20 protein-coding genes are annotated in these 19,318 nt (G+C 64.6%); 10 read left to right on the top strand and 10 right to left on the bottom strand.

Going from position 1 to position 19,318, the window contains the following annotated elements:
* Nucleotides 1-72 precede the first annotated feature (72 nt).
* The 4 genes from gcl to ACTEK7_RS08330 all read left to right on the top strand — a co-directional run bounded on the left by gcl (nt 73) and on the right by ACTEK7_RS08330 (nt 4,140).
* Nucleotides 73-1,857, top strand: a complete 1,785-nt coding sequence (gene gcl / locus ACTEK7_RS08345) for a glyoxylate carboligase (protein WP_225145965.1) — start codon at nt 73-75, stop codon at nt 1,855-1,857.
* 13 nt (nt 1,858-1,870) lie between these two features.
* Nucleotides 1,871-2,656, top strand: a complete 786-nt coding sequence (gene hyi, locus ACTEK7_RS08340) for a hydroxypyruvate isomerase (protein ID WP_225145964.1) — start codon at nt 1,871-1,873, stop codon at nt 2,654-2,656.
* A 100-nt stretch (nt 2,657-2,756) separates the two neighbouring features.
* Nucleotides 2,757-3,644 carry a 2-hydroxy-3-oxopropionate reductase gene (locus ACTEK7_RS08335; RefSeq protein ID WP_225145963.1) on the top strand — a complete coding sequence of 296 codons (888 nt, stop codon included), beginning with the start codon at nt 2,757-2,759 and terminating at the stop codon, nt 3,642-3,644.
* Between the two features lie 112 nt (nt 3,645-3,756).
* The gene (locus ACTEK7_RS08330) at nt 3,757-4,140 is read left to right on the top strand and encodes a DUF1236 domain-containing protein (protein WP_036005622.1); all 384 of its coding nucleotides are present in this window, start codon (nt 3,757-3,759) and stop codon (nt 4,138-4,140) included.
* A gap of 40 nt (nt 4,141-4,180) precedes the next feature.
* Here the strand turns inward: ACTEK7_RS08330 and ACTEK7_RS08325 are convergent, their stop codons facing one another.
* The 3 genes from ACTEK7_RS08325 to ACTEK7_RS08315 all read right to left on the bottom strand — a co-directional run bounded on the left by ACTEK7_RS08325 (nt 4,181) and on the right by ACTEK7_RS08315 (nt 5,786).
* Nucleotides 4,181-4,552: a VanZ family protein gene (locus ACTEK7_RS08325; RefSeq protein ID WP_036005619.1), complete on the bottom strand. Its 372-nt coding sequence runs from the start codon at nt 4,550-4,552 to the stop codon at nt 4,181-4,183.
* A 77-nt stretch (nt 4,553-4,629) separates the two neighbouring features.
* Entirely contained in the window at nt 4,630-5,226 is a 597-nt protein-coding gene (locus ACTEK7_RS08320) for a thiamine pyrophosphate-dependent enzyme (RefSeq protein WP_225111779.1), read from the bottom strand.
* 8 nt (nt 5,227-5,234) lie between these two features.
* Complete coding sequence (locus ACTEK7_RS08315; protein ID WP_036005614.1) at nt 5,235-5,786, bottom strand: thiamine pyrophosphate-binding protein; 552 nt, start codon at nt 5,784-5,786, stop codon at nt 5,235-5,237.
* A gap of 243 nt (nt 5,787-6,029) precedes the next feature.
* Between ACTEK7_RS08315 and ACTEK7_RS08310 the strand changes: the two genes are divergently transcribed.
* Nucleotides 6,030-7,079 (top strand): hydroxyacid dehydrogenase, encoded by a 1,050-nt coding sequence (locus tag ACTEK7_RS08310; protein WP_109144334.1) that lies wholly within the window; start codon nt 6,030-6,032, stop codon nt 7,077-7,079.
* A 116-nt stretch (nt 7,080-7,195) separates the two neighbouring features.
* Nucleotides 7,196-7,636 (top strand): flagellar basal body rod protein FlgC, encoded by a 441-nt coding sequence (locus ACTEK7_RS08305; protein WP_036005608.1) that lies wholly within the window; start codon nt 7,196-7,198, stop codon nt 7,634-7,636.
* Nucleotides 7,637-7,672: 36 nt separating this feature from the next.
* Here the strand turns inward: ACTEK7_RS08305 and ACTEK7_RS08300 are convergent, their stop codons facing one another.
* A complete protein-coding gene (locus ACTEK7_RS08300; RefSeq protein WP_225145962.1) occupies nt 7,673-8,614 on the bottom strand; it encodes an ornithine cyclodeaminase family protein in 942 nt (313 codons plus the stop codon).
* A 164-nt stretch (nt 8,615-8,778) separates the two neighbouring features.
* Between ACTEK7_RS08300 and ACTEK7_RS08295 the strand changes: the two genes are divergently transcribed.
* Nucleotides 8,779-8,991, top strand: coding sequence for a hypothetical protein (locus ACTEK7_RS08295; protein ID WP_225145961.1), 213 nt, complete (start codon nt 8,779-8,781; stop codon nt 8,989-8,991).
* Nucleotides 8,992-8,994: 3 nt separating this feature from the next.
* On the opposite strand, the gene ACTEK7_RS08290 is transcribed toward ACTEK7_RS08295, so the two are convergent.
* The 6 genes from ACTEK7_RS08290 to ACTEK7_RS08265 form a co-directional block, all read right to left on the bottom strand.
* The gene (locus ACTEK7_RS08290; protein ID WP_036023349.1) at nt 8,995-9,570 is read right to left on the bottom strand and encodes a GNAT family N-acetyltransferase; all 576 of its coding nucleotides are present in this window, start codon (nt 9,568-9,570) and stop codon (nt 8,995-8,997) included.
* Nucleotides 9,571-9,576: 6 nt separating this feature from the next.
* The gene (locus ACTEK7_RS08285; protein ID WP_225145960.1) at nt 9,577-11,934 is read right to left on the bottom strand and encodes an Orn/Lys/Arg family decarboxylase; all 2,358 of its coding nucleotides are present in this window, start codon (nt 11,932-11,934) and stop codon (nt 9,577-9,579) included.
* 96 nt (nt 11,935-12,030) lie between these two features.
* Entirely contained in the window at nt 12,031-14,235 is a 2,205-nt protein-coding gene (locus ACTEK7_RS08280) for a xanthine dehydrogenase family protein molybdopterin-binding subunit (RefSeq protein ID WP_225145959.1), read from the bottom strand.
* A 7-nt stretch (nt 14,236-14,242) separates the two neighbouring features.
* On the bottom strand, nt 14,243-15,259 hold the full coding sequence (locus ACTEK7_RS08275) for an FAD binding domain-containing protein (protein WP_225145958.1): 1,017 nt from the start codon (nt 15,257-15,259) through the stop codon (nt 14,243-14,245).
* The gene (locus ACTEK7_RS08270; protein WP_225145957.1) at nt 15,256-15,741 is read right to left on the bottom strand and encodes a (2Fe-2S)-binding protein; all 486 of its coding nucleotides are present in this window, start codon (nt 15,739-15,741) and stop codon (nt 15,256-15,258) included. Before ACTEK7_RS08270 ends, ACTEK7_RS08275 begins: the two co-directional genes overlap by 4 nt.
* 140 nt (nt 15,742-15,881) lie before the next feature.
* Nucleotides 15,882-16,361 (bottom strand): Lrp/AsnC family transcriptional regulator, encoded by a 480-nt coding sequence (locus tag ACTEK7_RS08265; RefSeq protein ID WP_025035213.1) that lies wholly within the window; start codon nt 16,359-16,361, stop codon nt 15,882-15,884.
* A gap of 143 nt (nt 16,362-16,504) precedes the next feature.
* Between ACTEK7_RS08265 and ald the strand changes: the two genes are divergently transcribed.
* From ald to ACTEK7_RS08250, 3 genes are all read left to right on the top strand, one after another.
* Entirely contained in the window at nt 16,505-17,620 is a 1,116-nt protein-coding gene (gene ald, locus ACTEK7_RS08260; protein ID WP_036005590.1) for an alanine dehydrogenase, read from the top strand.
* 268 nt (nt 17,621-17,888) lie between these two features.
* Nucleotides 17,889-18,107, top strand: a complete 219-nt coding sequence (locus tag ACTEK7_RS08255) for a hypothetical protein (RefSeq protein ID WP_027546306.1) — start codon at nt 17,889-17,891, stop codon at nt 18,105-18,107.
* Nucleotides 18,108-18,218: 111 nt separating this feature from the next.
* On the top strand, nt 18,219-19,277 hold the full coding sequence (locus ACTEK7_RS08250; RefSeq protein WP_036005585.1) for a YeiH family protein: 1,059 nt from the start codon (nt 18,219-18,221) through the stop codon (nt 19,275-19,277).
* Nucleotides 19,278-19,318 lie beyond the last annotated feature (41 nt).

Here is a 19,318-nt window from a genome sequence, read left to right as displayed (position 1 = left end):
TCGGTCTCGTTGAGATCGGCTTCTGCGTATCTGATGATCTCGCTCGCTGACGCAATTTGAGCGAGGTCCGATATGGCGAAGATGCGAGCTGTCGATGCGGCCGTGCGTATCCTGGAGAAGGAAGGTATATCGACGGCCTTCGGTGTTCCCGGCGCTGCAATCAATCCACTTTACTCGGCGCTGAAGAAGCGTGGCTCGATCCGCCACATCCTGGCGCGCCATGTCGAGGGCGCTTCGCACATGGCCGAAGGCTATACACGCGCCAAGGCCGGCAATATCGGGGTCTGTATCGGCACCTCCGGGCCGGCTGGCACCGACATGATCACCGGTCTTTACTCCGCGATCGCCGATTCCATCCCGATCCTCTGCATTACGGGGCAGGCGCCGCGCGCGCGGCTCTACAAGGAGGATTTCCAGGCGGTCGACATCGAGTCGATTGCAAAGCCTGTCACGAAGTGGGCACTGACGGTACGTGAGCCGGCGCTGGTGCCGCGTGTGTTCAGCCAAGCCTTTCACGTGATGCGCTCAGGCAGGCCGGGGCCGGTGCTGATCGACATGCCCCTCGACGTGCAGCTCGCCGAGATCGAGTTCGATGACGAGACCTACGAGCCGCTGCCGGTCTATAAGCCCGCCGCGACGCGCAAGCAGGTCGAGAAGGCGCTGGAGATGCTCAACGCCGCCGAACGGCCGCTGATCGTCGCGGGCGGCGGCATCATCAACGCCGACGCCTCGGATCTGCTGGTCGAGTTCGCCGAAATCGCCAACATACCCGTCGTGCCGACGCTGATGGGATGGGGCGCGATCCCCGATGATCACGTGCTGATGGCCGGCATGGTGGGTCTCCAGACCAGCCACCGCTATGGTAATGCCACGCTGCTGGAGTCCGACTTCGTGCTCGGCATCGGCAATCGCTGGGCCAACCGCCACACCGGCTCGGTCGAGACCTACACCAAGGGTCGCAAATTCGTTCACGTGGACATCGAGCCGACGCAGATCGGGCGCGTGTTCAATCCCGATCTCGGCATCGTCTCGGACGCAAAGGCCGCGCTCGAACTGTTCGTCGCCGTCGCCAGGGAGTGGCGGCGGTCAGGCAGGCTCCGCGAGCGCCAGGCGTGGCCTGCGGCCTGCCGCGACCGCAAGAAGACGATGCTGCGCAAGAGCCATTTCGACAACGTCCCGATCAAGCCGCAGCGCGTCTACGAGGAAATGAACAAGGCGTTCGGCCGCGACACCACCTATGTCACCGTGATCGGCCTGTCGCAGATCGCCGGCGCGCAGTTCCTCGGCGTCTACAAGCCCCGCAACTGGATCAATGCCGGGCAGGCGGGGCCGCTCGGCTGGACGCTGCCGGCCGCGCTCGGCGTGCGCGCGGCGTGCCCGGAGCGCGAGATCGTCGCGCTCTCCGGCGACTACGATTTCCAGTTCCTGATCGAGGAGCTCGCGGTCGGCGCGCAGTTCAATCTGCCCTACATCCACGTCGTCGTGAACAATTCCTATCTCGGCCTGATCCGACAGGCCCAGCGCGGCTTCGACATGGACTATCACGTCCAGCTCTCCTTCGAGAACATCAACGCGCCCGAGATCGGCGTCTACGGCGTCGACCATGTCGCGGTCGCCGAAGGCCTCGGCTGCAAGGCCATCCGCGTCACCGACCCGAAGGACACGCAGGCAGCGTTTGCGACCGCCCGCGAATTGATGGCCAAGCACCGCGTGCCTGTGGTGGTCGAGTTCATCCTCGAACGGGTCACCAACATCGCGATGGGCGCGGAGATCGACAACATCGTCGAGTTCGAGGAGGTGCTGGACCTTCCGCTCGACGAAGTCGAGACCACGCGCGTGCTGCAGCCGGCGGAATAGGGGAAGAAGCACCATGCCGAAATTTGCCGCCAATCTCACCATGCTCTTCAACGAGATGCCGTTCCTCGACCGCTTTGCGGCGGCGAAGGCGGCGGGCTTTGCCGGGGTCGAATATCTCTTCCCCTATGATTTCGACAAGGCGCAGCTGCGCGAGCAGCTCAAGGCGCATGGCTTGACGCAGGTGCTGCACAATCTCCCCGCCGGCAACTGGGCGGGGGGCGAGCGCGGCATTGCGATCCTGCCCGACCGCATCGCCGAATTCCGCGACGGCGTGTTCCGCGCGATCGATTATGCCAGGGCGCTCGATTGCGAGCAGCTCAACTGCCTCGTCGGCATCGCCCCTGTCGACGCCGATCCGCACGAGCTTCGGGAGACGCTGGTCGGGAATCTGCGTTTTGCAGCTTCGTCGCTGGCGCGAGAGAACATCAAGCTATTGGTCGAGCCCATCAACACGCTCGACATTCCCGGCTTCTTCCTCAACGGCACCGAGCAGGCGGTGCAGCTGATCTCCGAGGTGAGATCGAACAACCTCTTCATCCAGTACGACATCTACCACATGCAGATCATGGAAGGCGATCTCGCCCGCACCATGCAGGAATATCTGCCTCAGATTGCTCACGTCCAACTTGCCGACAATCCCGGCCGTCACGAGCCCGGCACCGGCGAGATCAACTATCCCTTCCTGTTCCGCCACCTCGACGCGATCGGCTATCGCGGCTGGATCGGCTGCGAATACAAGCCGCGCACCACGACGCTGGAGGGCCTGTCGTGGCATGCGGCACAGACGTTTGAGACCTGAGAATATTGCCACGTCGGCGGTGCGCTCCCTCTCCCGCTAGCGGGAGAGGTGCACCGAGTGCGCGGATGAGTTTTGCTACTCCAACTGTGAGAAATCAGACATGACCAACATCGGCTTCATCGGACTTGGCACCATGGGACGGCCGATGGCCGGCCATCTGCTGGCTGCGGGCCATCGGGTGCTTCTGCGTGACGTTGCTCCGATCGCGCCGGAGCTGATGTCCGCGGGCGGCATCGCCTGCACATCGGCCAGGGAGGTCGCGGAGCAGGCGGACGCGGTCATCATCATGGTGCCGGATACGCCGCATGTGGAGGCCGTGCTGTTCGGCAAGGAGGGCGTCGCTAGCGGCATCTCCAAGGGCAAGATCGTCGTCGACATGAGCTCGATCTCGCCGCTGGCGACGAAGGAGTTTGCGAGGAAGATCGAGGCGCTCGGCGCCGATTATCTCGATGCGCCGGTGTCGGGCGGGGAGGTCGGCGCCAAGGCGGCGAGCCTCACCATCATGGTCGGCGGGCCCGAGCGGGCCTTTGGCACCATGAAGCCGATCTTCGACAAGATGGGCAAGAACGTCACGCATGTCGGCGCCAACGGCGACGGGCAGACGACAAAGGTTGCCAACCAGATCATCGTCGCGCTCACCATCGAAGCCGTGAGCGAGGCCCTGTTGTTCGCATCCAAGGCCGGTGCGAATCCCGCGCTGGTGCGCAAGGCGCTGATGGGCGGCTTCGCGTCCTCGCGAATTCTGGAGGTGCATGGCGAGCGCATGGTGAAGCGCAATTTCGATCCTGGCTTCCGCATCGAGCTGCACCAGAAGGATCTCAATCTCGCGCTCGAAGCTGCGCGTGCACTCGGCCTGTCGCTGCCGAGCACGGCGGTGGCGCAGCAATTGTTCTCGTCCTGCACTGCACATGGCGGCAAGGCCTGGGATCACTCCGCCATGGTGCGGGCGCTGGAACTGATGGCGGGGCATGAGATCGCCAGGGCCTGAACTGTTACGCGGTAACACTGTCCAGTGATGCATCTTTCGTCGCAGGGGAACCGGAACAATGCTCCGGCCCCGCGGGTTGAAGGCGCAGGACAATCACTGGAGACAAAACACCATGAAAACCCGTCTTGCGATTACGTTGGCTGCAGCGTCGCTGCTGGCGTCGAGCGCAGCCTTTGCTCAGTCGACGACCGAACAGGGCGCCAGGGACGGCGCGCGTGCAGGTGGCGACATCGGCGGCCCGATCGGTGCAATGGTTGGCGGCACCGTGGGTGCAGCCGTCGGCGCCGGTCTCGAAATTCCGAATGCGGTCCTCGGCGGAATTCCTCGCAGCGACTCCGTCGTGGTCCAGGAGCGCGTCGTGGTCGGCGAGCCGCTGCCTCCGACCGTGGTGCTGCGGCCCGTGCCGAACTACACCGAATATCGCTATGCGGTCGTGAACGATCGCCGTGTGATCGTCGAGCCGCGCACACGCCGCGTGGTCAAGATCATCGACTGATCGACGCAATTCTTTGTGCTGAGCAGGGCCCTGCGGAGCATCACTCCGCGGGGCCTTCGCTTGTCATGGCGGAGCTGGTGCGAAAGCGCGAGAGTAGCCGGTCTGCGGCGGCGGCGAGTGCAAAGCCGAGGCACGCGGTGGCAGCATCGACCAAAAAATCCACCAGCCGCGCGTGACGGCCGGGTGCCCAAAATTGCATCAGCTCGAGAACGCCGATCAGGACGACCGCGGCCGCTGCGCTCAGTAGGCGCCGGCGTGGATAGGCGAGGCCGAAGGCCAATCCCACCATGACGAAGGCAAGCGCATGTTCGCCGTCCTGACCGAGGTCGGAATGGGGGCGAAGGCCGGGAGGACCGAGGGTGGCGAACGTAACGGCAGCGGCGAGCAGCCAGGCAAAGGTACGAATGAACATCCGGGTCGCTTAGCACGAATTTGGTCGGGTTGTCGCGAGGCTCGTATCAGATCGCCGTGTAGTTAATGACAAAAATGTTAAAGCGGATCGCGCACGCCGAGGCCATGCATGAAGCGTTCCCGGATCTGCACGGGGTCGCGCCGGGTGGTGCCCACGCCGGGCTTGTCGTCGATCCTGACCGCGATCAGGCTCGGCTCGGAAGCGGCCATGGCGTCGTCGACCAACCGCTCGAAATCTTCCTCGTCCGCGGCCCAGGCGCTGCTCGCAAGACCAGAGCCAATGGCAATGGCGACGATGTCGGCAACGTTCGCTGCCGGCGTCGGCTGCGCCCCGGTGATTTGGTAGATGCCGTTGTCCATCACGATCATCGTGAGGTTCTTCGGCTTCAAGGCTGCAATCGTCGAGAGCGCACCGAGCTGCATCAGGAGCGAGCCGTCGCCTTCGAGCGCGAAGACGCGGCGGTCGGGCTGCGCCAGCGCCACGCCGAGCGCGATCGGAAAGGCGAGTCCCATGCTGCCCAGCATGTAGAAGTTCTGCGGGCGGTGGCCGGCGGCCCACAGATCGAAATTGGTGTTGCCGATGCCGCCGATCACGGCTTCCTCGTGCTTCAGCTTCGCGATCAGCCGCGAGGTGACGTCGAAGCGGTTCATCACCTTGGTGTTGCCAGTGTTCATCGTCGGCCTCACTTGTCGAAGACCTTGCCGCCCGTCAGCAGCGGGTTGAGGATCAACGCCACCGGCGCCTGCGTGGTGACGGCCTGCTTGATCGAGCGGTCGGCGATGAATTCGAGCTCGTCGAGCCGGGTGATGGTGTGATGCTCCAGCGCCAGCGAATCCAGCACCGGTCGCATGGTGCGGCAGACCAGGGACTGGCCGTAGTTGAATTCGCCGAGCGTGCCGCGCTCAGAGACGAGCATGATCAGCGGAATCTGGTAGGGCACTGCGAGCGAGGCCAGCACGTTTGCGAGCGTCGCAAAGCCGGAGGTCTGCATCAGCACCGCGCCGCGCCGACCGCCCATCCAGGCGCCGGCGACGATGCCGACGGCCTCTTCCTCACGGGCGGTCGCGAAAGTGGTGAAGAAGGGATCGGCGTGCAGGTTCTTGATCAGCGGCGTCAGCACGCGGTCCGGCACGTAAGGGATCAGGTTGATCTCGTTCCGCTTCAAGGTTTGCAGGACGATGCCGTGCCAGCTTCCGTCGCTGCTCCCCTGCGGCTGCTGTTCCGCAATCGCCATCGCGCTCTCCCTGGGGCCGCGCATGCTTCTTGGTTCTTGCCGTCGCGGCGGCCTGCCGAACTTGACGCGGGCAGCGGGATTGTCAACATGTCCGCGCCGTCACCGTGATCTGCGCCAGCAGGCCTGCCGTGGCCGGCACCGCCATGGCATAAGCGGCGACAACCAGAACACGGGAGGGGGCATAGGAGGGCGCGCATCGCGCTGACCTTGCGGATCTCCCGCGAACGAGCCGGAAGGGTCCTGATGTCCGTCAACAACAAGCGCGTCGTCTACTCCAATTATTTGGCCAATCCGATCTATATCGATATTCTGAAGGCCCGGCCCGACGTCCGGCTCGATCGCATCGAAAACCGAAGCCCCGAGGATGTCTATGGGCCGCTCCTCGGCGCTGCCCACGTCTACCAGGTCGGCGCCGCCCGCGATGAGCTCGCCCCGCATTTCCATGTCGATGCCGCCTTTCTGAAGCGGACGCCGAATTTGCTGCTGGTCTCCAGCAACGGTGCCGGCTTCGATCCCGTCGACGTCGAGGCCTGCACGGAGGCAGGCGTCGTAGTCGTCAACCAGTCCGGCGGCAACGCCCATTCGGTCGCCGAGCACGCGCTGGCGATGATGCTGACGCTGTCCAAGCGCATCATCCAGTCGGATCGCCGGCTGCGCCGCGAGCGCGACGTGAACCGCAACGATCTCGTCGGCAACGAGGTCGAGGGCAAGACCGTCGGCATCATCGGCCTCGGTAATGTCGGCCGGCGCATCGCCGCCTTGTGCAAGGGCCTGCTCGGCATGACAGTGCTTGCCTACGATCCGTATTTGTCGGCTGAGGTGATGGCCGAGCGGGGCGGGGAGAAGGTCGAGCTCGACGAGCTGTTGCGCCGCGCCGATTTCGTCTCGATCTCATGCCCGCTCAACAAGGGCAGCCGCAACTTGATCAGCACACGCGAATTCGCGCTGATGCAGCCGCATGCCTATTTCATCACCACCGCACGCGGCTTCATTCACGACGAGGACGCGCTGCTGCAGGCGCTGCGCGACAAGCGCATCGCCGGTGCCGGCCTCGACGTCTGGTCCAAGGAGCCGCCGCCGCCGGAGCATCCGCTGCTCCAGTTCGACAACGTGCTGGCGAGCCCGCACACGGCAGGCGTCACCATCGAGGCGCGCCAGAACATGGGCCGGATCGCCGCCGAGCAGGTGCTGGATGTGCTCGACGGCAAGCGCCCGCCGCGCATCATCAATCCCGAAGCCTGGCCGCGCTATGCCGAGCGCTTCAAGCAGGCTTTTGGCGTGACGCCGGGGTAGGGCGCGCGAAGCCCAGTCGCGCGCCGATCCTTGGTTATCAGGATGAAAACGGAGCGCGGTGGATTTTACTGATGGCGCGAATGAACGCGTATGACCTCTCCTGTAGATCAGGGAGCATGAGCATACTTTCGATTGCGACATCCGGACTTTCTGCGGCGAGTTTGCGCGTGAACGTGGCGGCGAGCAATATCGCCAACATCAGCACGACCGGCCCACTACCCGCGTCAGGCGGGTCGAGCGCATCGGCCGGTGCGGGCATTGCTCCAACGTTTCCTGCAGCCTACGTGCCCTTGCGGGTCGATCAGGTCTCCCAGTCGAGCGGTTCGACGCCGGGCGGTACGGTTGCGACCGTATCGACGGTATCGCCGAGCTATACCGCGCAATCCGACCCGAGCGCTCCCTTCGCAAACCAGGACGGCCTGGTGGCAGCGCCGAATGTCGATCTTGCTAGCGAATTCGCTCAGCTGGTGACCGCAAAATACAGCTTCGTTGCCAATGCGAAGGTCATTCAGGCCTACGCCGAGACGCAAGACACGCTCCTCGACATCAAGGCGTGAGGGCTGACGTCGGCCGTGTCTCGCCAGCCTGGGCCACTACCCCAGCTTTGCGCCGAGCTGCTGGAACACGGCCTCGCAGGTCATGAGGTCGAGATGGCCGCCGCCCGCGTTCTTGAAGAACATGATGTCGGACGGTGACGTTCGCCCCTGCACAAGGCCGCCGACGAGGTCGTAGAGGTCGCCGAGGACGTCCGCCTCGCTGATCGCGCCGCTCGCGATCGGCTGCAGGATGTCGCCGACGCCGTGGAAGGCGGATTCCCGCCGGTCCACGAAGACGCGGGAGCACTTGGCCGCCTCGTCATCAGCCTCCCGGGTTTGCGGTGTGTAGCCGCCGACGAGGTCCAGATGCGTGCCCGGCCGCAGATTGCGGCCCTTGATCAGCGGCTGATGCGCGCGGGTGCAGGTGGTAATGACATCGGCCTCGCGCGTCGCGGCGTCGAGATCCGTGATTGCTTCCGCCTTGATGCCGGCCTTCGCCAAGCGCTGAGCGAGATCCACGCCCCGGTCCGGGCTGCGATTCCAGATCAGCACGCGCTCCAGTGACGGCCGCACGGTGCGATGACCCCGGATCAGCCATTCGGACATCTCGCCGGCCCCGACGCAGAGCAGCGTCTCGGGATTGGGCGGGGCGAGCAGTTTCGTGGCCAACGCGGAGTCGGCTGCGGTGCGCCAATGCGTGATCTCGGTCCCGTCCATCGCCGCCAGCGGCCGGCCGTTGGTGCCGTCGAACAGCACGCACACGGCCTGCACCGCCGGCATCCTGCCTTCGGCCAGATTGGCCGGAAAGCTGGTGAACATCTTGCTGGCCATGTATCGGCCGGAATCGACGGCGCTGCGGATGACGTATTGCCCCCTCTCGTCTCCAAGGAAGGCGTCCAGCACCTCCATCTTCGGCCGGCGATGCGCTTCTTCGAGGGCCGCAATCAGGATCGGAAAGGTCAGAGCCTTCGTGACTTCGGTATCGGAGACAAAGTGCAAGGCAAGTTCCTCATTGGCGACCGGCATTTGCCCATAAACCCGCGCGGCAGGTTCCGCAACGAATCTTCCGCCGGGACTGGACAAGCCTTGATCCGCGTCAAAATCTCCTTTCCCCGTCCGGCCTAAATGGGACTAGAGTGCCGGCGGGCAGGCAGGGAGGTCCCATGTCAACTTATGTCGTCAGGTTCATGAAGGACGTGCTCGGCGAATACGGCCGGCAATGCGAGGTCTGCCAGGGCACGCTCGAGATCGACGCCGCCGACGAGGACGAAGCCAGGGAACGGGCGAAAGCGAGGTTCTGCAAGGACCAGGCGTTGCATCACTGGTCACTGCATGCCGACCGCATCCATGTCAGCCCCGCCGACTTCCCGTCGTAGCGACTAGCGCCCGGGTGCCGTGACGGGCGGGGGCGTCGTCGTCCCCGCGCCGAGCGAGCGTTGCACCATGACGGTGTCGGACCAGCGGCCGTGGCGGTAGGCAACGCCGCTGAGCAGGCCGGCGCGTGCGAAACCGAACCGCTCGTGCAGCGCCAGCGAGGGCGCGTTATCTGCATCGATATAGCCGATCATCTGGCGGAAGCCGGCCGCCGCGCAGGCGTCGATCAATTCCTGCAGCAACAGCCGTCCGACCCCGCGGCCGAGATGGGCGTGGTGGACGTAGATCGAGTGCTTGGCGGTGTAGCGATAGGCCGGCCTTTTGCGGAACAGCACGGCATAGGCATAGCCGACGACCTCGCCGCGCCAGGTCGCAACCAGATGCGGCAGGCGGGTCTGCTTCAGGTTCTTGCGCCGGTCGCGCAGATCGTCCGGCTCCGGCGCACCGGTTCCTTCGACATCGCGCGGCACGCCGCTGCGGACGTGATGGCGGTAGATCGCCAGCATCGCCTCGATGTCGCTTTCGCGTGATGGCCGAACCAGGACGGGTTCATCGCTCGCGCGCGCAGCTGCTTCGTTCATCGGCACCTACTCGGTCACGACATAAGTGTAGAGCCCGATGCGCCCATTCGCATCGACCTCCTTGTAGACGCCCTGGATCTCGACGTCGAAGCCCGGAAATGTGTTGAAGCAGGTCTCGAACATCTTGAGATAATCGATCATGGGCTTGGCTCGTTCCGTCAGCCGCTCGCCGGGCACGATGGTGGCGATGCCGGGCGGGTAGACCACGAACGGCGTGGTCGCGATTCGGCCGGCGATCGCCTCGATCGGGAGGTAGTCGACGTCGTTCTTGAACAGATAGCGCGCGGCATCGCGGGGCGACATCGCGATCTCGGGCATATGCTCGGGCATGAACTGCCGCGCCTGGAGCGCGCTGACATCGGCGGTGCGGAAGAAACGGTGCATCTCGCCGCAGAGGTCACGCAGCCGTGCACCGGCGTAGCGCGCCTGCCGCCTCTGATAGAATTCGGGGATGACGTCGGCGAGCAGCGCATTGTCGTCGTGCAGTCGCTTGAACGCGACGAGGCCGGAGATCAGCGTGCCCGCCTTGCTCGCCTCGACGCCGGGCGTGAGCAGGAAGAGCAGGGAGTTGAGGTCGTTCTTCTCGGGGACGATGCGGTTCTCGCGCAGATATTGCGCGACGACCGGCGCGGGAATGCCGTGCTCGGCATAAGCTCCCGTCGCACGATCGAACCCGGGCGTGAGCAGCGTCAGCTTGTTCGGATCGGTCATGGCAAAGCCTTCCGCGAGATCGGGAAAGCCGTGCCAGTTGGTATCCGGGGAGAGCTGCCACAGCGCGGGGTTGGTGGCGAGCTCGTCGGTCGAGAGAGTCTCCCAGGCGACGTTATGCGCCGCGCCGGGACGGCTGACATCGGCAATGGCGACGCGATCGGGAACGAAGGGCTCGAAGAACCAGCGGCGATCCGGGTTCTGCTCCTTCTCCTCGAACTCCTGGCGCATCGCGCGGATCTTCTTGCGCAGCTCGATGCCGAGCCGGATCGTGTCGTCCCACAGCACTTCGCCGGAGCGGCCCTTCATCATCTGTGCGCCGACGTCGAGCGAGGCGAACAGCGGGTAGAACGGCGAGGTCGAGGCGTGCTGCATGAAGCTCTCGTTGAAGCGGCGGTGCTCGACGCGACGCTTCTGGCCGCGGATATGGCGGTCCTTGATGTGGATCTGCGAGGCCTGCGAGAAGCTTGCCAGCTGCTTGTGGGTCGACTGCGTCGCGATGATGCCGGGGGCGTCGGGCGAGAGATTTACCAGCCCCATGGCGAAGCGGCCGGCATAAAGGGGGTGGAATTTCATGAAGCCGGCCCAAGCCTCGTCGAACAGGATGTAGTCGCAGAGATGGCCGATACGCTTGATGATCATCTCGGCGCTGTGGATCGAGCCGTCATATGTGCACTGCTCGACCACGGCGACACGGAACGGCCGCTCCTTGCGCCAGGCGTCGCGATCGTTCACCAGGGGATGGTTGCGGATCGCCTCGCGCAAGCTCTTCTCTTCGAGCCGGTCCCAGCGCATCGGGCCGATCAGTCCCCAGGCGTTGCGAACGGTCGGCACATAGACCGGGATGCCGCCATTGATCATCAGCGCGCCGTGATGGGCGGCCTTGTGGTTGTTGCGGTCGAACAGCACGAGATCGCCGTCGGTGACGAGGGCGCCCAGCGCGACCTTGTTCGAGGTCGAGGTTCCGTTGAGCACAAAATAGGTCTTTTCCGCGCCGAAGATCGCCGCCGCTTCCTTCTGCGCCTTCAGCGCCGGACCCTCATGGGTGAGGAGGTCGCCGAGGTCGAGCACGGAATTGTCGAGGTCGTCGCGGAACACGGACTCGCCGAGATGCTCGACGAACACGCGCCCGATCGGGCTGCGATTGTAGAACACGCCGCCATTGTGGCCAGGGCAGGTCCAAAGCTGGTTACCTTCCTCGGCATAGTCGACCAGCGCGCCGAAGAACGGTGTCTTCAGCGTCTCGGCATATTGCTTCAGACGGCTGATCAAGTTCTTGGCGATGAAGGTTGGCGTCTCCTCGGAGAGGAAGACATAGCCATCGATGAAATCGAGTACCTCGACCGGCAGGTCCTCGAACCGCTTGCGACGGATCAGCAGGATGATCGGGAAGTCGAGGCCTCGGCGGCGCATCAGATTGATCAGCGCGGAGGTCTTGCCCTCCAGGCCCTTCTTGCCCCAGTCCACCACCATGCAGCCGATCGCGGCGTCGGTCTGCACCGCCATCTCGGCATCCTCCAGCTTGCGGGCCCGGACCACCTCGAAGCCAGAGCGTTGGATCTCCTCGATGATCTGGTTGAAGCGTACGCCTTCGAGATCGTCGGCGTCGAACACTGGGGCGGCGAACAGGAAGTTGAAGCGCTTGAAATAGTCCATGGCAGGTCCCGAATGTGCAGGAAGATACAGCTCTCTGCACATTCGATGACATCTGGATGACATGCCCGAGTGCTGCGGCAAGGTTAGCCTGACGCTTCACTCCAGCAGCTTGTCCAGCGTGATCGGGAAGCGCCGGATGCGCTTGCCGGTGGCGTGATAGACGGCGTTCGCAATTGCGGCCGGCACGCCGACGATGCCGATTTCGCCTAGCCCCTTGATGCCCAACCGGTTGATGCGGTCGTCGGGCTCGTCGACGAAAATGACGTCAATGTCATGGACGTCGGCGTTCACGGGAATGTGGTATTCGGCAATGTTCGCGTTCATGATGCGGCCGAAGCGGTGATCCATCACCGTCTCCTCGTGCAGCGCCATTCCGATTCCCCAGACTACCCCGCCCATGATCTGGCTGCGGCCGGTCTTGGTGTTCAGGATGCGCCCGGCCGCGACCGCATTCACGACCCGGGTGACGCGAATAATCCCCAACTCCTCGTCGATCTTCACCTCCGCGAAGACCGCTGAATGTGTGTTGCGGGCATGCGATTTATCTTCCGCGAATTGGTTGAGCTTCTCCTTTTCGATCCGCTCGAGCTTGCTGTGGCGCATGACATCCGCAATCGAGACAGCGGCCCCGCGGCCGTCGCTGCTGGCGATCATGCCGTCAGTCAGGGTGACGTTGGCGGCGTCGAGGTCAGCGAGCGGTGAGCCCGGCATGGCCTTGGCGAGACATGCGAGCTCCCAGCGAATCTCTTCGGCCGCTCCCAAGACCGCATGCGCGCTCGATGCGGCCATCCAGGAGCCGCCCTCGACGGGGGCTTGCGGCAAGGTCGAATCGGCGAGCCGTACGCTGATATTCTCGATCGGGAGCCCGAGGGCATCGGCCGCGACCTGCGCCACGATGGTGTACGTGCCGGTGCCGATATCGGACGCGGCGCAGGAGACCTCGGCATGGCCGTTGGCCGTCAGCACGATGCGGACGGCGACCGGCATCTGCAGCGCCTCCCACACCCCAGTCGCCATGCCCGAGCCGACCAGTTCCTTGCCGTCTCGCATGGAACGCGGCGCCGGATTACGCCGGCTCCAGCCGAACGCTTCGGCGCCGCGGGCGTAGCACTCGCGCAGCTGCTTGCTGGTGTAAGGCAGGCCTTGGCTCTGGTCGCGATCCGAGTAGCACCTCAGGCGCAGCTCGACCGGATCGAGCTTCAGCGCGACGGCCAATTCGTCCATGGCGCATTCGAGTGCGCACACGCCCGTTGCCGCACCCGGCGCGCGCATGTCGGAGGGCGTCGAAACGTCGAGGTCGACCAGCTTATGGGAAAAGTTGCTGTTAGGACTCTTGTAAAGCTGCTCGGCCCAGCCCGTATCGTTGCGCGAAAAATCCTCATAGCGTGAGGTCACGGCGATGGCTTCGTGGGTGATCGCATCGAGGGTGCCGTCCGGCTTTGCACCGAGCGCAACGCGCTCGATGGTCATGGGACGATAGCCCAGGCCATACATCTGTTGCCTCGTCAGCACGACGCGGACGGACCGCTTCAGTGCGAGCGCGGCAAGGGTTGCCAGCACCACCTGGTGCTGCGGCCGCAGGCCCGAGCCGAAGGCGCCGCCGACATAAGGCGAGATCACGCGGATGTCGTCCGGTTCCTTGCCGAAAACACTGCAGAGAAACTTCTGTACGTTCTGGACGCCCTGCGTCTTGTCGTAGATCGTGAGCCCACCACTGCCGTTCCAGACGGCTGTCGTCGCGAAGAGCTCCATGGGGTTGTGGTGCTCGGTCGGAATGACGTAATCCGCCTCGTGGCGCACGGCCGCGCGCGTCAGGGCTGCTGCGGCATCACCACGCGGCTTGTGCGGTTGATCCACTTTTTCGGCCTTGCCGCGTTCGGATTCAAGATCGGTCGAAAACGCCTCCTGCTCATATTCGACGCGAACGCGGGTTGCGGCGAACTTGGCGGTCTCCCGGTCCTCCGCGACGACCAGTGCGATCGGCTGGCCGTTGAACTTGATCTTGTCATCATAGAGCGGACGGAAGGGCGAGCCCTTTTCCGGCGCCACCTCATCCTTCCAGGCTTCGTCCTTGTCGGCGAGGGGCGGCCGATGTTCATGCGTGAGCACGTCGACCACGCCCTTCACCTTCAGCGCCTCGCTGGTGTCGAGACGAGCGATGCGTCCACGCGCGATACTGGCCTCGATGACGAAGCCGTGAAGAAGACCGTCTGCTGCGAACTCGCCGGCATATTTGGCGGCCCCGGTGACCTTGGCGCGGCCGTCGACGCGCGACGTTGATGTTCCGACATAGGCGTTCATCGAGCCCTCATGCGATCTTTTTGTGAGCTTGTGATTGCGGCGTGGCGCTTGCGGCCTGCATCAGCGCACGCACGACGGCTCGGCGCGCCAGGTCGATCTTGAACCCGTTGTGGGAGCGTGCCGTCGCTCCCTGCAGCAGCAGGTCGGCGGCGCGCCCGAAATGATCCGGTGTTGCCGCCTGACCGCGCAATGCGGCTTCGGCCTCGAGGCTTCGCCAGGGCTTGTGGGCCACGCCACCGAGAGCAAGGCGCGCTTCGCCGATCGCGTTGCCCTCCAGGTCGAGCGCGGCCGCGACCGAGACCAGAGCAAAGGCGTAGGACAGCCGGTCGCGGATCTTCAGATAGCTGTAGTTCCGGGCAAAGGCGTGCGGCGGCAGCTCGATGGCGATAATGATCTCGCCGCTGCCAAGATTGGTATCGAGGTGAGGCTTGTCCTCGGGAAGCCGATGGAAATCCGTCAGCGCGATGGTGCGCTGACCAGAGGGGCGTGCGATATGCACGAGCGCGCCGAGCGCGGCCAGCGCCACGCTCATGTCGGATGGATTGGTCGCGATGCAGGAGTTGCTGGTGCCGAGGATGGCATGGTTGCGGTTGAGACCATCGAGGGCCGAGCAGCCCGTGCCGGGGCTTCGCTTGTTGCAGGGTGTCGTGGTGTCATAGAAGTAGGGGCAGCGCGTACGTTGCATCAGATTGCCGCCGACCGAGGCCATGTTGCGCAGTTGCGCGGAGGCGCCGGCCAGGATGGCGCTGGCAAGGAGGGGATAGCGCTGCTCGATCAACGGGTGGTAGGCGAGGTCCGAATTCGGCACCAAGGCGCCGATGCGCAGACCGCCGTCCGCCGTCTCCTCGATGTCGCGGAGCGGCAGGCGGGAGATGTCGATCAGCCGGGAGGGCCGTTCGACGTTCTCCTTCATCAGATCGATCAGGTTGGTGCCGCCGGCGATCAACTTCGCACCGGGATCGGCGGCGAGCAGGCGGATGGCGTCGGCAAGGTCGCCCGCGCGGGAATATTGGAAGTTGTTCATGACCGGCTCATTGCCTGCTCGATCGCAGCCACGATGTTGGGGTAGGCACCGCAGCGACAGAGGTTTCCGCTCATCAGCTCCCGGATCTCATCCGCAACGCGCGCACGGCCTTCGGTTAACAGGCCCGCGGCAGAGCAAATCTGTCCCGGCGTGCAATAACCGCACTGAAAGGCATCGTGGTCGATGAAGGCCTGTTGCAGGGGATGCAGCGCGCCGTCCCTGGCCAAGCCTTCGATGGTCGTGATCTCGGCGCCATCCCTCATGACGGCCAGAGTCAGGCAGGAATTGACCCGTCTTCCGTCGATCAGCACGGTACAGGCGCCGCATTGGCCGTGATCGCAGCCTTTTTTGGTGCCGGTCAGCTCCAGACGGTCACGCAGCGCATCCAGAAGCGTGGTCCATGGCGCGACCTCGAGCGCGCGGCGTTCGCCATTGACGACGAGGTTGATCGGAATGCGTTCGGGGATCGTGAGGTCGGCCATGGTGTATTTCCCTGCGGAAAGGCCGAGCCGGGCAAATTGTGCAAATGACGCGAGACTGCGTTGCCGCCGCTGGCCGATAGCGCCCAACGGATGACGGGTTGCTTGGTTCCCGACCGGTTCTCCTGATTGGATTTACGAGATCAGCGCTTGGTCTCGCCGAACACCACGGTCGGCACCGCGCGGTTGACGATCTCGCGCAGCGCGAAGCTCGATTGCACCCGCGCGACGCGGGGCAGGCGGGACAGCTCGGTGCGATGGATGCGCTCGAAATCCTGGATGTCGCGGGCGAGTACGATCAGGATGTAGTCGTCCGTCCCCGACATCAGGAAGCAGCGCACGACAGAGGGACATTTCGTCACCTCTGCCTCGAACGCCTTCAGTGCCTCGTCGCTCTGGCTCTCCAGCGCGATGCGAACCAGCACCGTGGTGGTGAGGCCGAACTGGGCCAGGTCGAGCGCGGCCTGGTAGGCCTGGATGTAGCCGTCATCCTCCAGCGCCTTCTGCCGCCGCGCCAGCGCCGTGCTCGACAAGCCGATCTTGTTGGCAAGCTCGGTGTGGCTGGCTCGCGCATTGGTCGTGAGTTCCGCGAGGATGGCGAGGTCTTTCCGGTCGAGGGCCAAGGTTTCGTTTCCAGCGTCAAAGGACCATTTCGCGCCGGAAACCGGCGCGGGCGCTGCCAAGGTAGCGGATATTTGCACGAAACCAAACCGACCCTCTCGCTACGATCAACAATGGAATCAAAGCATTGGCGAGGGAGATCAAGATGCGCGTCGGAGTCCCGAAGGAGATCAAGGTGCAGGAATATCGGGTCGGGCTCACCCCAGGTGCGGTCCGCGAATACGTTGCCGCCGGGCACCAGGTGACGGTCGAGAGCGGCGCCGGCAGCGGCATCGGTGCGTCCGACGAGGTGTACCGGCGGGCAGGGGCGTCCATTGCCGAGACCGCTCGCGAGATCTTTGCAAAGTCCGACATGATCGTGAAGGTGAAGGAGCCGCAGAAGAGCGAATGGGCTCAGCTTCGCGAAGGCCAGATCCTTTTTACTTACCTTCATCTTGCGCCGGATCCCGACCAGGCCAAGGGCCTGCTTGCTTCCGGCTGCACCGCAATCGCCTATGAAACCGTCACGGACGCGAGCGGTCACCTCCCGCTGCTCGCCCCGATGAGCGAAGTCGCCGGCCGCCTCGCCATCGAGGCCGCCGGCGCCGCGCTCAAGCGTTCCAGCGGCGGCCGCGGCCTGCTGCTCGGCGGCGTGCCCGGCGTGCAGCCGGCACGCGTCGTCGTGCTCGGCGGCGGCGTGGTCGGAACGCAGGCGGCACGCATGGCCGCCGGCTTAGGTGCCGAAGTCACCGTGATCGACCGCTCGATCCCGCGCCTGCGCGAACTAGACGATCTGTTTGTTGGACGCGTACGCACCCGTTTCTCCACCATCGAGGCGGTCGAGGACGAGGTGTTCGCCGCCGACGTCGTGATCGGTGCAGTGCTGGTGCCTGGCGCCAGCGCGCCGAAGCTCGTCACCCGTGCGATGCTGAAATCGATGCGGCCGGGAGCCGTGCTGGTCGACGTCGCGATCGACCAGGGCGGCTGCTTCGAGACCTCGCACCCGACCACGCACGCGGAGCCGACCTACGAGGTCGACGGCGTCGTTCACTATTGCGTCGCCAACATGCCGGGAGCCGTGCCGGTGACCTCGAGCCAAGCCCTGAACAACGCCACGCTGCCGTTCGGCCTGATGCTCGCCAACAAGGGATTTGCGGCCATCTTGGAGAATCCGCATCTGCGCAACGGGCTCAACGTGCATCGCGGCCGGGTGACGAACAAGGCGGTGGCGGAGAGTCTGGGGCTGGAGTTTGCGCCAGTAGAGAGCGGACTGGCGGCGTAGCGAGATGGGCCATCGTCGGTGCGGCGCCATCAACCGACTGGAAGATGGCGCTGCCGCCGTGCTCCCGAGCCCTCGGGGAATCCCGACGCGGTGAAGGCGTTGTGACCGGAGCGGCGGTGTCCAAATAGGCGGAAAGAAGAAAACTATTGCCGCGGTCCTGTCAGGAGGAAGGAGTTTCCCCTTCCGAGCGCAAAAACGCCAATCGCTTCCATTGCTGTTTGCAGCCGAAACGACGACATTTCCGCCAGAAATTGGTGGATCGGCAGCCATGGAACGCACTGGATTTGAGCCCTTCGGCGAGCAACTGGTGTCCGCAACGGACACACAGCCGAAGTCGCGCGCCTCGAAGCTCCTGCTGCGGGCCGGCACCACCCTGTTCTGGTCGCTGGTCGCGGGCATCGTGCTGGCCCGTGCAGCCTTCTTCGAGCCCGGCATCTATGACGGTTTCAGCCGCGTCGCCTCGCTGGCCAAGAACCTGATCTTCTGAGGCCGTTTATTCCGGTCCGAGGACAGAACTTCTCTCGGCCCTGATATGTCGAAAACATATTTCCCAATCGGGTCGTGGTGCGTATAAATCTTTCTCCTTCGGGAGAGATTTGTGTCGCAGAATCAAGCATCCAGCCCGGCCGATTCCAAGCCGGTCACCGCCGCGGGCCGTATTGCGGCGCTGATTCCGGGCATCCTCCTCTGCGTTCTCGTGGCCGGTGTGTCGGCCCTGCTCGAGCGGGCCGAACTGGGCATGTTCGAGCACCCCTATGTCGAGGCGCTGGTCATGGCGATTCTGCTCGGCATGGCGGTGCGCAGCTTCTGGAAGCCGGCCCCGCGGTGGCAGGCCGGCATCGCCTTCAGCGCCAAGCAACTGCTGGAAGTCGCGGTGATGCTGCTCGGGGCCTCCATCAGCTTTGCCGCGATCGCGGCTTCCGGCATTGCGCTGCTCGCCTCCATCGCCGCGGTCGTCGTGGTCGCGCTCTGCGTCTCCTTCGGCCTCAGCCGGCTACTCGGCCTGTCGACGCGGCTGTCGATCCTGATCGCCTGCGGCAACTCGATCTGCGGCAATTCCGCCATCGCCGCGGTGGCGCCCATCATCGGCGCCAGCAACGACGAGATTGCATCCTCGATCTCCTTTACGGCGATCCTTGGCGTGATGATGGTGCTGGGCCTGCCGCTGCTGATCCCGCTGCTCCAATTGTCCGCAACGCAGTACGGCATTCTCGCCGGGCTCACCGTTTACGCAGTGCCGCAGGTGCTCGCCGCGACGGTGCCGGCAGGTCTCGTCTCAACCCAGATCGGCACGCTGGTGAAGCTGATGCGTGTCCTGATGCTCGGCCCGGTCGTCGTCGGCCTGTCGCTGGTCGCTTCGCGCTGGCAGAGCGATGCCAAGAAAACCAGCGTCGGCTTCTTCCGCCTGGTCCCCTGGTTCATCCTCGGCTTCCTTGCGCTTGCGACCCTGCGCTCGCTGGAGATCGTGCCGGCGACGGTGGTTGGCCCCGTGACGACGATCACGAGCTTTCTCACGGTGGTCTCGATGGCCGCCCTCGGCCTTGGCGTCGACGTGCGGGTGCTCGCCAATGTCGGCGGCCGGGTGACGGCCGCCGTGACGCTGTCGCTGCTGCTGCTGCTGGGGATCAGCATCGCGCTGGTGCACTGGTTCAAGTGATCAGGGCAAAGCTGCAGTAGGGTGGGCAAAGGGGCGCAAGC

This window comes from Bradyrhizobium sp. JHI2711, from assembly GCF_056156565.1.
Note: the sequence above shows the minus strand (reverse complement) of the source record. Positions and strands in the feature narration are given on the sequence as shown.